Origin of the sequence: Sphingosinicella ginsenosidimutans (assembly GCF_007995055.1) — a bacterium.
In the GTDB taxonomy this organism is placed as follows: Bacteria; Pseudomonadota; Alphaproteobacteria; order Sphingomonadales; family Sphingomonadaceae; genus Allosphingosinicella; species Allosphingosinicella ginsenosidimutans.
Genome location: NZ_VOQQ01000001.1, coordinates 2414558 through 2427426, shown reverse-complemented (window position 1 = coordinate 2427426; position 12869 = coordinate 2414558). Strand labels below are relative to the sequence as shown.

Sequence of the window (12869 nt, the reverse complement as noted above, 5' to 3'; positions counted from 1 at the left end):
ATCGAAGAATCAGGGATTTACGGAGAGTCATATGAAGAAGCTCATCCTGGTCGCGACACTCGCGAGCGTCGCGGGTGCGGCGGCTGCCGGGGCGATGGCCCAGCAACCGGCGCAAAAGGGCTCCGAGGATCCGGATCGCATGATCTGCCGCCGAATCACCCAGACCGGATCGCGCCTGCAGGGCGAACGCGTGTGCATGACGGCGGCGCAATGGGCCGAGCAGCGGCGCATTCAGCGCAGCGACATCGAGCACGCGCAGACGACGATCATCGACCATAGCGGCGGTTGATCGGCGGCCGCGCGGCGCGGGACGACCTCGTTAACCGCCAGATCCGCCAGACCAACCTCGATGGCGAGGGTTCCGGCGGCAATACCGGATTCTTCCGAAACCGTAGCGCGCTGCACGGCTGCTGACGCCCCTGCGGCGTCCGCGCGGTTGACTTTTGCGACCGCCGCGGTCATGTGCGCGCCTTCGCAATTGGCCCCGCACCCCTGGTGAAGCGGCGGCCGCGTCCGGCAGCATGGCGGGACGGTGCGGCTCCAGGGTCCTTTGAACACGCGAATTGGAGAATTTGAATGTCGAAGCGCTCAAGCGCCAAGTACAAGCTCGACCGCCGGATGGGCGAGAACGTCTTCGGACGCCCCAAGAGCCCGGTCAACAAGCGCGAATATGGCCCCGGCCAGCACGGCCAGCGCCGCAAGGGCAAGCTTTCGGATTTCGGCATCCAGCTGCGCGCCAAGCAGAAGCTCAAGGGCTATTATGGCGACGTGACCGAAAAGCAGTTCAAGCGCGCCTATAGCGAGGCCGCGCGGATGAAGGGCGATACCGGCCAGAACCTGATCGGCCTGCTCGAGCGCCGGCTCGACGCCGTCGTCTATCGCGCCAAGTTCGCGCCGACCATCTGGGCCGCGCGCCAGCTCGTCAGCCACGGCCACGTCCGCGTCAACGGCGTGAAGTGCAACATCGCATCGCGCCGCATCGACGTCGGCGACGAGATCACGCTCGGCGCCAAGGCGCAGGAAATGGCGCTGGTGCTGGAAGCGCAGGGTCTCGCCGAGCGCGACATCCCCGATTATGTCGTGCCCGACGGCGCCGCGAAGGTGACCTTCACCCGCGTCCCGACGCTGGACGAAGTGCCCTATCCGGTCCGCATGGAGCCGAACCTGGTCGTCGAGTTCTACTCGCGCTGATCCGGCTTCTCGAATTCCGGCAATGAAGAGGCGGCCCCGCCGGGGCCGCCTTTTTCATTGGCGGTGGAGATTGGCGTCGAGAAACGCGCCGATCCGCCCGAGCATCTGCGCGCGCGCCGTCGAATCGGCGAGATCGTGCTCAAGGCCCGGGAAGACCGTCAGTTCGCTCTGGTGGCCGGCGGCGCGCAGCGCCGCATCCATGCGCTGCGAATGGATGACGCGCACGTTCAGATCGTGATCGCCGTGGAACAGCAATACCGGGGCGACGATCGCATCGGCGTGCCGCAACGGAGAGCCCTCCGCCACATGCGGGCCCGAGCCGATGAATTCGGCGACATTGCGCGCGTCGGTATAATCGGCGACATCGTCCTTCGCCTGCTGGAGATCGGTGACCGGGGCGATCGCGACGATCGCCTTGAACAGGCCGGGCTCGGTCGCGCCGGCCTGCAGCGCGGCATAGCCGCCATAGGACCAGCCAAGGATCGCGAGCCGGTTCGGATCGGCGATGCCCTGCTGCGCCAGCCAGCGCGCGCCGGCGGTGATGTCGCCGATCGACGTGCGCCATCCCTGAAAGCCGTTCTGCCTGAGCCAGTCGTCGCCATAGCCGGCGGAGCCTCGATAATTGGCCTGGAGGACCGCATAGCCCTGGTGCGCGAGATATTGGGCAAGCCAGTCGAAACCCCATTCGTCGCGGGCCGAAGGGCCGCCATGCGGCAGGATCACCGCCGGAAGTCCGCGCGCATCCTCCCGCCCCGGCGGAAGCGTCAGGTAACCCGGAATCTGGCTTCCGTCGGCTGCGGGATAGGAAATCGACCGAACCTGCGAGAGCGCGACGTTCTCAAGCTCTGGCCGGGCGAGCATGATCTCGTTCAGCCGGCGGGTGGCGCGGTCGTAGACATAATAGCGGCCCGGATCGGAATCGGAGCCGGCGTGAACCAGAATCCGGTTTCCGTCCGCGCTGGCGCTGCCGAAATCGATCAACGGAAGGTTCGGGATGGCGTGGCCCAGGTTGCGCGCGAGCGCCGCATAATCCTGATCGAAATAGACGGTCCGGCGCTCCGCTTCCGCGAAGGTGACGCCGATGACCCGCAAACCCCGGCTCGATCGGACGACGTCGTCAACGTCGACATGCTCGTTCGCATAGACGAGCTCGCTCGCCATCGATCCGTCCAGCTTGACCCGATAGAGCGCGAGCCGGCCGTTGAGCTTCTGCAGCACATAGACCGCATCGAGATCGCGATCGACGGCGAGCGGATACAGGCCGGCGCCGGTGCGTGTGTCCCAGCTGCCAAGCGTCTGCCAGCGCTCGCTGCCGTCGGCGCGGTACCTGAAATCGACGGTCGCGCCGAGCTGGCCTGTCGCCCCGCGCATCGCACGCGTGGCCATGACGCGCACGACCCCGCGGCCGTCGCTCATGTAGAAGCTGGCGGTCGGGTTCGGGGCCTCGACCCGCGTCGCGCGCAAGGTCCGCACGTCGATCCGGTCCACCCCGATGCCGTCGCTCGTGCGCGAGATGTGCGAGCCGGTCCGCCCCGCCTCGGGCACGTAGCTGCGGCTCATCAGCACGGTGCCGTCCTCGCCGCCGCTCCAATCGACGATCTCGCCGTCGAACTGGCGGACGCGGGAGTCGTAGAAGGAGCTTTGCTGGCCCAGCAACTTCAGATTCTGGCCCGTCGTATCGATGGAAATCAGGCGCGTGAAGGGAAGCGCGACGATCCCGCTGAAGTCAACGGCGCTCATCTGGCAGATCAATCGATCGTTGGTGACGAAATTGCACCAGCGCAATCGCTCCGGATTGCCGTCCGAGCGGACGACCAGCCGCGATTCCCCGCCTTGGTCGAGATCCGCGAGGAACACGTAGGTCGCGCGGCCGGGCCCGGCCTGAAGATAGACGACATGATGGCCGTCGGGCGAGATATCGATATATTCGACATTTTCGCGCGCCCCGAATTGGACTGCTGCGCTCGCGGTCTGGGCCGTTGCGGCGATTGCCGCCATATGCAGCGGATCGACCGCGCAAAGAATTGCCGCCGCCGCGCCAAGAATGGTCTTTTTCATCGCCCCGTCCCCCATCATCCGCTCAGCTAAGCGACACGCGGGAATTCAGGCAAGAGGTCAAAAGGATTCGCAAGGCGACTACGAAACTTATTTGAAAACCCGCGCGGCGACGCTGCCCCTTGAACTTTTCGGCACGCCTGTCATGTCGGCCCCAGCCAGAGGGAGCCTATGTCCATGACCTTCCGCCTTTTCCTTCCCGCCGCGCTCGCGCTAATCGCCGTCGCGCCCGCATTCGCCCAGACCGCGGCGCCGCAAATTTCCGTCGACACGCTGAAGGAGGTCGATCGCACCCTTTCGTCCGACGAATATGAGGGGCGCGCGCCAACGACGCACGGAGAGGAGCTGACGATCAACTATATCCGCCAGCGCTTCGAGCAGGCGGGGCTGCAGCCGGGCAATCACGGCAACTGGTTCCAGGATGTGCCGCTGGCCGAGAATACGGCCTCGCCGACGCCGCTTGCGATCAGCGGCGGCCGCGAGCCGCTCACCTTCACCTATCGCACCGACTTCGTCGCCAACACCTATCGCCTCGCCACGCACACCGGGGTCGAGAACAGCGATGTCGTCTTCGTCGGCTATGGAATCAACGCGCCCGAACTGGGCTGGAACGATTATGCGGGGATCGACGTCCGCGGAAAGACAGTGGTCGTGCTGGTCAACGATCCCGACTGGCAGTCGCAATCGCTGGACGGCCCGTTCCACGGCCGCGCGATGACCTATTATGGCCGCTGGACCTACAAATATGAGGAAGCGGCGCGGCAGGGCGCGGCAGCCGTCTTCATCGTCCACCAGACCGAGCCGGCGGCCTATGGCTGGAACGTCGTCCAATCCTCCTGGACCGGCGCGCAGTACAATACCGACGATCCGAACAACCATGAAGACCAGAGCCAGGTGATCGGCTGGCTCACCCATGACGCCGCCGAACGTCTGTTCACGGCCGCCGGCCAGTCGCTCGACCAGCTCGAGCGCGCCGCGGGCCAGCGCGGCTTCCGCGCGGTCCCGCTCGGCGTGCGCGCGACGATCGGCCTCGACAATCAGATCCGCCGTTCGACCAGCCACAATGTGGTCGGCATCCTGCCCGGCACGACGCACCCCGACCAATATGTGATCTATTCGGCGCACTGGGACCATCTGGGCCGCTGCGACGCCGATGCGACGGGCGACGACATCTGCAACGGCGCGCTCGACAATGCGAGCGGCACCGCGGGGCTGATCGCGCTTGCGGAGGCCTACACCCGCGCCGGCGCGGCAGGCCGAAGCGTCATCTTCCTGGCCGTCACCGGCGAGGAATCCGGGCTGCTCGGATCGCAATATTATGCCGAGCACCCGATCTATCCGCTCGCCCGCACCGCCGGCGGCGTCAACATGGACGGGCTCAACATCTTCGGCCTGACCCGCGATCTCGTCGTCACCGGGCGCGGCAAATCGCAGCTGGACGAATATCTCCAGCGCGCCGCCGACGCGCGCCACCTCACCGTCCGCGACGAGCCCAATCCGGAGGCCGGCTATTATTACCGGTCCGATCATTTCAGCTTCGCCAAGCTCGGCGTGCCGATGCTCGACGCGGGGAGCGGCCAGGATCTCGTCAATGGCGGCACCGCCGCCGGCCGCGCGGCGGCCGACGATTACCGGCTCCACCGCTATCACCAGCCGAGCGACGAATATGATCCCAACTGGGATTGGTCCGGCGCGATCCGCGATCTCGGCATCTATTACGAGATCGGCCGCGCGATCGCCGATTCGACCGACTGGCCGAACTGGTATGAAGGCGACGAATTCCGCGCGATCCGTGACCGCACGGCGGCGGAGCGGCGGTAAAGGTGGTGCTTCGCCAGCCCCCCGAATGGGCGCCGCACGAGGCGGTGTGGATCGGGTTTCCGAGCCATGCCGACCTGTGGGAGGACGATCTCGGCCCGGCGCGGGACGAGGTCGCGGCCTTCGCGCGCGCGGTCCATGCCGACGGGGCGGGCGAGGAGGTGCGGCTGGTCGCGGCGGACGAGGACGCCGCGGCGGCGGCGCGCAATCTGGCGCCGTTCGCGACAGTGCTGGTCGAGCCGTTCGGCGACATCTGGCTGCGCGATACCGGGCCGATCATCCTCGGCCGCGACGGATCGCGGCGCGCCGCGCGCTTCGGGTTCAACGGCTGGGGCGGCAAATATGAACTGGCGGGCGACGACAGCATCGGCGCGCGGCTGGCCGAGACGATCGGGCTCGCGCCGGACGCGCACGACTGGATCCTGGAGGGCGGCGCGATCGACGTCGACGGAACCGGGCTTGCCGTCACCACCGAGCAATGCCTGCTCAACCCGAACCGCAATCCTGGGCTGGACAAGGCGGCGATCGAGGCGCGCCTTGCGGCCGATCTCGGCATCGATCGGCTGCTGTGGCTCGGCGAGGGGCTGATCAACGACCATACGGACGGCCATGTCGACAATCTCGCCCGCTTCGTTGCGGAAGGCGTGCTGGCGATCCCGGAGCCGGCGGCAGGCGATCCCAACGCCGCCGTCTATGCCGATGCGAAGGCGCGCGCCGAGGCATTCGGGGTGAAGGTCGTCCCCCTCCCCTCGCCCGGCCGGATCGAGCGGGATGGCGAAATCGTCCCGGCCTCCCATATGAACTTCTACATCGGCAATGCGGCGGTGGTCGTGCCGCTCTATGGCGGCGCGAGCGACACGGCGGCGGTCGCGGCAGTGGACGCATTGTTCCCGGGGCGCAAGGCGGTGGGCCTGCGCGCCGATCATGTGCTCACCGGCGGCGGCAGCTTCCACTGCATCAGCCAGCAAGTGCCGAAATAGCCCGTTGCCTGTTCGCTCGTCCCGAGCGAAGTCGAGGGGCGTAATGATGAGTCCGTGCCGGCGCCCCTCGACTGCGCTCGGGACGAACGGAGATGGGAATGTCTAAGCTCACTGTCGCTGCCCTCCAGCTCGGCTTCACCGACGACATGGCGGAGAATATCCGGCGCGTCTCCGAGCTCGTCCGCGAGGCGGCGGGCAAGGGCGCGAAGGTCGTCCTGCCGCCGGAGCTGTTCGAAGGCCCCTATTTCTGCCGGATCGAGGATGAGGGCCTGTTCGCCAATGCGCGGCCGACCGCCGAGCATCCGGCCGTGCTTGCGATGCAAAGCCTTGCCGCCGAGCTCGAAATCACCATCCCGACCAGCTTCTTCGAGGCGGACGGGCCGCATCATTACAACAGCCTCGCGATGATCGGCCCCGACGGGAAGGTCATGGGCGTCTATCGCAAGAGCCACATTCCCGACGGCCCGGGCTATGAGGAGAAATTCTATTTCCGCCCCGGCAATACCGGCTTCAAGACCTGGCCCACGCCGCAAGCGACGCTCGGCGTCGGCGTCTGCTGGGACCAATGGTATCCGGAAACCGCGCGCAGCCTGATGCTGATGGGCGCGGAGGTACTCTTCTATCCGACCGCGATCGGCACCGAGCCGCACGATCCCGATCTCGACACGTCGCGGCTCTGGCGCCGGGCGATGATCGGCCATGCCGTCTCGAACGTCGTCCCGGTCGTCGCCGCCAACCGGATCGGCGACGAGCACGGCCAGGTCTTCTACGGCCACAGCTTCATCTGCGACGAGCGCGGCGACATCATCGCCGAATTCGGCGCGACCGAGACCGGCGTGCTGACCGCCACCCTCGACCTCGCTGCCGCCAAGCGCCACCGCGCCGCCTTCGGCTTCTTCCGCGACCGCCGGCCCGAGCTTTACGGACGGCTTACGCAGGACATCTGAGCTCAATCGCCCGCGCGAACACGGCCTCGAACATCGCCGTGGTGAGGCGGCCGGTATTCTGGTTGTAGCGCGAGCAGTGGTAGCTATCGATGAGCACGCGCCCATCGGGCAGCTTGTGCTCGGCGAGGTGCGCGAAGGGGAAGTCGGCAAGACGGCCGCCGGCGGTGCGGACGGCATTGTCATGCGCGATGCGGCCGAGCGCGATCAGCACGCGAAGGTTCGGCAGGAGCGGCAGCGCGGCCTCGTAATAGCGCCGGCAATGCGCGACCTCGGCCGGCAGCGGCTTGTTCTGCGGCGGCAGGCATTTGACCGAATTGAGGATGATGCAGCCGGTGAGCATCACGCCGTCATCCGGGCGCGCCTCATAGACGCCCTCGGCCAGAGCGAACCTGCCGAGCGTCGCGAAGAGAAGATCGCCGGCATAGTCGCCGGTAAAGGGTCGCCCCGTCCGGTTCGCGCCCCACATTCCGGGCGCGAGGCCGACGAGGCCGAGCCAGGCCTGCCGATCGCCGAAGACCGGCACCGGCGCGTTCCACCAGTCGGGATGGCGATCGCGCAACTCCTCGCGCAGGGCGACGAGGCGCGGGCAGAGCGGGCAATCGCGCGGCGCTTCGGCTTCGGGGACGGGGCTTTCGGGCGGCACCCGGAGCGTCTAGGCCGACGGGGATGGCCAGGACAAGCTATGCGATCGCGATCGGTTCGAACCGCCGCCACGGCCGCCACGGCGCGCCGGCCGGGGTGGTGCGCGCGGCGCTCCGCGAGATCGGCGGTGTCCGGATTGTCTCGCCGACCCTGGCGACGCCCGCGCTCGGGCCGGCGGGCCGCGCCTTCGCCAATGCCGCGGCGATCGTCGAGAGCGACCTCGATCCGGAGCGGATGCTGGCACGCCTAAAGCGGATCGAGCGCGCGTTCGGGCGGCGGCGCGGGCGGCGCTGGGGTCCGCGCGTGCTCGATCTCGACATCATTCTCTGGTCGGAAGGCCCCTGGGGCGGACCGGGGCCCGTCATTCCCCACCCATCCTTCCGGACACGCCGATTCGTGCTCGATCCGCTCACCCGCATCGCACCGGACTGGCGCGATCCGCTGACCGGGCTCACCGTGCGCCAGCTTCACGCCCGGTTGACCCGGCCCCGGCCCGTCCGTAGGTGAGCGGCTCGATTGAGGGCCCATAGCTCAGTCGGTAGAGCAACTGACTTTTAATCAGTAGGTCGCTGGTTCGAACCCAGCTGGGCTCACCATCCTCCCGGGAACGGACGACGCGCGCCGAACCGGGCGGGCGTCTCAGGCTTCCTTCAGGACCTCTTCGGCTTCGCGGATGCTTTCAGGGCGGCCGACATCGAACCACAAGCCCTGATGAACCGCGCCGAAGCAGCGCCCCGCCGCGATCGCGCGGTCCCACAGGATATTGGTCGAAAAGGCCCCGTCGGGCAGGTCGCCGCCGAACAGGCGCTTCGAGACCATCTGGATGCCGGAATAGACAAAGGGCGCCACGCCATGCGGCTTGCGACGGCGAAGCTCGCCTGTCGGCCCCATGTGGAAATCGCCGCGGCCGTGGTGGCAATGGGCGCGCGCCAGCGGGACGAGCAGCAGGAGGGCATCCATCTTCGCCTCGTTCCAGAAGGAGGCGAGCAGCTTCAGCGTGTCGATCGGCCCATCGATCCACAGATTGTCGGAATTGACGACCAGGAACGGATCGGCGTCGATCAGCGGCAGCGCCTTCACCAGCCCGCCGCCGGTTTCCAGCAACCGCCCGCGTTCGTCCGAGATGACGATCTCGATCCCCTTCTCATTGCCGAGATGCGCCTCGATCGCGTCGGCGAGATAGTGGACGTTGACGATCGCCTTGCGGACCCCGGCGGCCTTGAGCCGATCGAGCGCATGATCGATGAGCGGCTTGCCGGCGACCTCGATCATCGGTTTGGGACGCGTCGCGGTGAGCGGGCGCATCCGCTTGCCGAGGCCGGCCGCCATCACCATCGCGGTCGCCGGGACGTCGACGCCCGGGCTCGGCCGCAGCGCGAGCGGCTTGCGGTAGCGGCTCATGCGATCGCTCCCGCCGGCCAGGCCGCGGCGCGTGCCGGCGCGGGCACGCTGGCGTCGAACCAGGCCCTGACCGGGCCAAGCGCCGGGTGCGCGAGATCGCGTTCGAGCAGGCCCCACATGCGCGGTTGGAACGCCTTGTAGCCGGGCTTGGAATCGCGCTTCCACAGCCGCGTGAAGACGCCGAGGATGCGCGTGTTGCGCTGCGCCGCGAGCGTCCAATAGGCGGTCTCGAAACCGGGCCCCTGCCCGCTCGCCTCGCGATAGCGGGCGACCATCGCGGCCTCGATCGCAGGGGTGACGTCCCGCCGGGCGTCTTCGAGCACGGAGGCGAGATCATAGGCCGGATGACCGGCGACCGCGTCCTGGAAATCGAGAAGGCCGAAATGCGCGATGCCGTCGCGGCCCGCCACCAGCATGATATTCTCGGCGTGGAAATCGCGAAGGACGGTGACCGGGCCGAGCCCGTCGGCGGCAACCGGCGCCAGCACCTCGCGCCAGGCGCCGAGATAGGCGTCGACATCGACATCGAGGCCGAGCGCGGCGCAATACCAGTCCGGAAACAGCCGCAGCTCCTCCAGCCACTGTTCGAGCCCGTGCGGCCTCAGGCCCGGCATTGCGGGCCGGCGATGGAGGTGGACGAGAAGATCGACCGCGAGCGCATAAAGCTCCGCCTCGCGATGCGGCGCAGCATCGAGCGTCTCGCGCAAGCGCGCATCGCCAAAATCGTCGAGGAGAAGCAGCCCGCCCTCAAGATCGCTGGCGAGGATCGCGGGCGCCGACAGGCCCGCTCCGCCGAGCCATTCCGCGACCGCGACGAACGGCCGTGGATCCTCGTGCGGCGGCGGCGCATCCATCAGCACCGCCGTCTCGTCGCCGCGATGGACCCTGAAGTAGCGGCGGAAGCTCGCATCGCCCGCCAGCGGCCTGATCTCAGCTCCTTCCCATCCGTGCGCGGCGAGGAAGGCCGGCGCATGCGGCGGTGGAATCATCTCGGCGGCCATCGGCTTCCCCAAGCGGGCGGCAGGTGCGAAGTCAAGGCGCGTCCGGCGCCATGCGGGACGAGGGTCAGCCGCAGCGCGTCGGGCCACAAGGCGGGCAAGCGCTCCGGCCATTCGATCAGCAGGGCGGAATCGAGGCGCGCGTCATCGAGGCCGAGCTCGTCGAGCTCGCCCGCCTCCTCGATCCGATAGAGATCGACATGCCAGACCGGCAGCCGCGTATCCGGCGGCGCATAGGCCTGGACGATCGGGAAGGTCGGGCTGGCGACGTCGCCGGCGTGGCCGAGCCCGCGCAGCATCCCGCGCGCCAGCGTCGTCTTGCCAGCGCCGAGATCGCCGAACAGGGCGACGACATCGCCGGGACGCAGAAGCGCGCCGAGGCGACGGCCAAACGCCTCGGTCGCCTCGGCATCGTCAAGGAGGATCACCGCCGCGAGCCCCGCGCCGGATGCGCCGCCTGCTGATCGGCGGTGCGCGGCAGGGAGATCGTGACCGTCGTCCCCTGCCCCGGTTCGGACTGGAGCTCGATCGTGCCGCCATGCGCCTCCACGAACTGCTTGGCGAGCGGCAGGCCGAGACCGATCGCCGGGGCATTCTCACCGCGAACCTCGGCGGTCCGGTGAAAGCGATCGAACACCCGCTGCTGATCCGCGGCCGAAATGCCGCGACCATTGTCCGAAACGATGATCCGCGCAGCCTTTCGATCCCCCTCGGCGCGCAGCAGGACGCGGCCGCCTTCGTCGACATAGGCGATGGCGTTGGCCAGCACGTTGCCGATCGCCTGCGCGAGGCGGCGCGTGTCGCCGGTGACGATTCCGGCGGAGGCGTCGACCTCGACCGCCAGATCGATCGACTTGCGCGCCGCCGCCTCGCGCTCGGCGGCCGCGACATCGTCGCACAGCCCCGCAAGCTCGATCTCGTCCTCGGCGAGGAGGAGCGCGCCGGTCTCGCTCTGCGTCAGATCGAGCACATTGTCGATCAGCGCGCCGAGCCGCCCGACGCTGTCGAGGATCGCCGCGACATAATCCCGCGCGGTGTCCGAAAGCGGCCCGGCATAGCCGCCGTCGAGCATTTCCGCGAAGCCGCCGATCGAGGTCAGCGGCGTGCGCAGCTCATAGCTCATGTTGGAGACGAAGGCGGTCTTGAGCCGGTCCGCCTCCTCGAGCGCCGCGGTCCGCTCCCGAAGCGCGGCCTCGACCTTCCGGCTGTCGGTGATGTCGAGCATGATGAAGAGCGCGTTGCCGTCCGGCAGCGGCACCGCGGCGAATTCGAACTCGCGCCCGTCGACGAGGCCGACGCGCCCGGTGCGTTGCTTGCGCTCCAGCGTGGCGCTGCGAACCAGCTCGCGCACCAGGCCGGCATGGTTGGCGCGCTTCAGCCGGCCGGCGAGGTGCGGCGTCAGCGCGTCGACGCGCGGATGGGCGGCGAGCTGCTCCTCCTCGAAGCCCCAGAGATCGCGGAAACGGCTGTTCCACAGGCTGAGCCTGCCGTCCGAGGCGAACACCGCCACGGCCTCGAACAGATTGTCGAACGTCGCGCTGCGGACCCGAAGCAGCGTGTCGCGCGCGCTGGCGAGCTGAATCTGCTCGGTGCGATCCTCGAAGATCAGCAGCAGGCCGCCATCGGGAAGCGGCTGGGCGACGACGCGCACATGGCGCGATCCGGCGAGCAGCCAATCCTCCTCGTCCGCGCCGGGCCCGCTGGTGAACCACTGACGGCGCTCCGCCTTCCATTCCGGATAGTCGCGCACCTCCGGCAACTGCCCGGCCTCGCGCATCTGATCGATCAGGCGGTCGAACTCCGGCCGATCGGCGAGGAAATCGGCGGGAAGGCCGAACATGCGGGCGAATGGCTGGTTGAAGAAGATCAACCCGCGGTCCCGGCCGAACTGCGCGACGCCCGCGGACAGCCGATCGAGCATGTCGCGCTGGGCGCGCTCGAAGCGCAGCAGCTCGGCGCGCGCCTGTTCCTGGTCCTCGACATCGATGGCATAGCCCGCGCGGCCGTGATTGCCGAGCGGGACCTCGACCACGCGCATCATCCGCCGCGCGCCTGCGATGGTGGCCGGTACAAAGCGGTCGCTCGGCGCCTGGAACGCGCCATCCAGGTCGCGTGGCGGCTCGTCGACCAGCTCGATCCCTTCGCGCACCACGGCATCGGCATCCTCGGCCTCGACCGCCGCGACATAGGCGCCGTTGACCATGGTCAGCGACAGATCCGGTCCGCGATGCCAGATCGGGAAGGGCGCGGCCTCGATCAGTCGCGACAGCGCCTCCAGCGCCTCGGACCGGCGCTGAAGGCGGTGGCCAAGCGCGGCGGCGCGATCCTCGGCCTCGGTGACGTCCGTGAACCAGAGCAGCACCGCGCGCGAACCGAAGGCCGGAGGCGCGCTCGCCCCGTCGATCCGCCAGACGCGCGGAGCCTGCGCCGCGCGGGCAATGACCGAAAAGGGCGCGCCCGACGCGGCATCGGCGATCTGCCCCCGAATCGCATCGGCATCCTCCGGCGCGAACGGCGCTTCGGCCCCGAACAATTCCGCCACCAGGCCGGGAAGCCGGTCGAGCCCGAGCATTCCGGCGAGGCGATCGGAACCAGCGAGGGTCCCGTCGCCATCGATGAGAAGCGGCACGGCCGGCCCGCTCTCGAGCAAGGCGGCGAACCGGGCGTGCTCCTCGATAATCCGCGCGCCGGCGGCCGCGCGTCGGCGCCCCCGCAAGGTCGCCCATGCCGCCACGGCCAGCCAGGCCCCGGCGAAGAGCGCAAGCGACATGAACAGGGGCGAGGGCGGTCCGGCCACGCGTCACCGATCCGCGCAAAGCTGCGCGCGAAGGTGCGGC

The 12869-nt window shown here is 68.5% G+C and carries 13 protein-coding genes and 1 tRNA gene; 7 read left to right on the top strand and 7 right to left on the bottom strand.

The genetic code is table 11. The features are described 5' to 3' along the window. Positions 1-31: 31 nt before the first annotated feature. Positions 32-289 carry a hypothetical protein gene (locus FRZ32_RS12080; RefSeq protein ID WP_147043726.1) on the top strand — a complete coding sequence of 86 codons (258 nt, stop codon included), beginning with the start codon at positions 32-34 and terminating at the stop codon, positions 287-289. On the opposite strand, the gene FRZ32_RS12075 is transcribed toward FRZ32_RS12080, so the two are convergent. Next, positions 232-462: a hypothetical protein gene (locus FRZ32_RS12075; protein WP_147043725.1), complete on the bottom strand. Its 231-nt coding sequence runs from the start codon at positions 460-462 to the stop codon at positions 232-234. The two genes, FRZ32_RS12080 and FRZ32_RS12075, sit on opposite strands and share 58 nt — an antisense overlap. Before the next feature lie 114 nt (positions 463-576). Between FRZ32_RS12075 and rpsD the strand changes: the two genes are divergently transcribed. Further along, positions 577-1191 (top strand): 30S ribosomal protein S4, encoded by a 615-nt coding sequence (gene rpsD, locus FRZ32_RS12070; RefSeq protein WP_147043724.1) that lies wholly within the window; start codon positions 577-579, stop codon positions 1189-1191. A gap of 54 nt (positions 1192-1245) precedes the next feature. On the opposite strand, the gene FRZ32_RS12065 is transcribed toward rpsD, so the two are convergent. Then, positions 1246-3249 (bottom strand): alpha/beta hydrolase family protein, encoded by a 2004-nt coding sequence (locus FRZ32_RS12065; protein WP_158635913.1) that lies wholly within the window; start codon positions 3247-3249, stop codon positions 1246-1248. A gap of 174 nt (positions 3250-3423) precedes the next feature. Here FRZ32_RS12065 and FRZ32_RS12060 point away from each other — a divergent pair, with 174 nt between their 5' ends. The 3 genes from FRZ32_RS12060 (at position 3424) to aguB (ending at position 6991) form a co-directional block, all read left to right on the top strand. Continuing rightward, positions 3424-5067 (top strand): M28 family metallopeptidase, encoded by a 1644-nt coding sequence (locus tag FRZ32_RS12060; protein WP_147043722.1) that lies wholly within the window; start codon positions 3424-3426, stop codon positions 5065-5067. Between the two features lie 2 nt (positions 5068-5069). Further along, positions 5070-6044, top strand: coding sequence for an agmatine deiminase family protein (locus tag FRZ32_RS12055; RefSeq protein WP_147043721.1), 975 nt, complete (start codon positions 5070-5072; stop codon positions 6042-6044). A gap of 98 nt (positions 6045-6142) precedes the next feature. Next, on the top strand, positions 6143-6991 hold the full coding sequence (gene aguB / locus FRZ32_RS12050) for an N-carbamoylputrescine amidase (protein ID WP_147043720.1): 849 nt from the start codon (positions 6143-6145) through the stop codon (positions 6989-6991). Here aguB and FRZ32_RS12045 read toward each other — a convergent pair. Then, the gene (locus tag FRZ32_RS12045; protein ID WP_147043719.1) at positions 6975-7634 is read right to left on the bottom strand and encodes a uracil-DNA glycosylase; all 660 of its coding nucleotides are present in this window, start codon (positions 7632-7634) and stop codon (positions 6975-6977) included. The two genes, aguB and FRZ32_RS12045, sit on opposite strands and share 17 nt — an antisense overlap. 23 nt (positions 7635-7657) lie before the next feature. Here FRZ32_RS12045 and folK point away from each other — a divergent pair, with 23 nt between their 5' ends. Continuing rightward, the gene (folK, locus tag FRZ32_RS12040; RefSeq protein WP_147043718.1) at positions 7658-8140 is read left to right on the top strand and encodes a 2-amino-4-hydroxy-6-hydroxymethyldihydropteridine diphosphokinase; all 483 of its coding nucleotides are present in this window, start codon (positions 7658-7660) and stop codon (positions 8138-8140) included. Between the two features lie 13 nt (positions 8141-8153). Then, positions 8154-8229, top strand: a tRNA-Lys gene (locus FRZ32_RS12035). Between the two features lie 43 nt (positions 8230-8272). Here FRZ32_RS12035 and FRZ32_RS12030 read toward each other — a convergent pair. The 4 genes from FRZ32_RS12030 to FRZ32_RS12015 are packed head-to-tail and all read right to left on the bottom strand — an operon-like array spanning position 8273 to position 12802. Then, the gene (locus FRZ32_RS12030; RefSeq protein ID WP_147043717.1) at positions 8273-9034 is read right to left on the bottom strand and encodes a nucleotidyltransferase family protein; all 762 of its coding nucleotides are present in this window, start codon (positions 9032-9034) and stop codon (positions 8273-8275) included. Then, complete coding sequence (locus FRZ32_RS12025; protein WP_243445284.1) at positions 9031-10035, bottom strand: aminoglycoside phosphotransferase family protein; 1005 nt, start codon at positions 10033-10035, stop codon at positions 9031-9033. Before FRZ32_RS12025 ends, FRZ32_RS12030 begins: the two co-directional genes overlap by 4 nt. Further along, complete coding sequence (gene tsaE / locus FRZ32_RS12020; RefSeq protein ID WP_147044464.1) at positions 10020-10457, bottom strand: tRNA (adenosine(37)-N6)-threonylcarbamoyltransferase complex ATPase subunit type 1 TsaE; 438 nt, start codon at positions 10455-10457, stop codon at positions 10020-10022. Before tsaE ends, FRZ32_RS12025 begins: the two co-directional genes overlap by 16 nt. After that, positions 10457-12802 carry a sensor histidine kinase gene (locus FRZ32_RS12015; RefSeq protein WP_147044463.1) on the bottom strand — a complete coding sequence of 782 codons (2346 nt, stop codon included), beginning with the start codon at positions 12800-12802 and terminating at the stop codon, positions 10457-10459. The genes tsaE and FRZ32_RS12015 overlap by 1 nt, the downstream gene beginning before the upstream one ends. Positions 12803-12869: the final 67 nt, after the last annotated feature.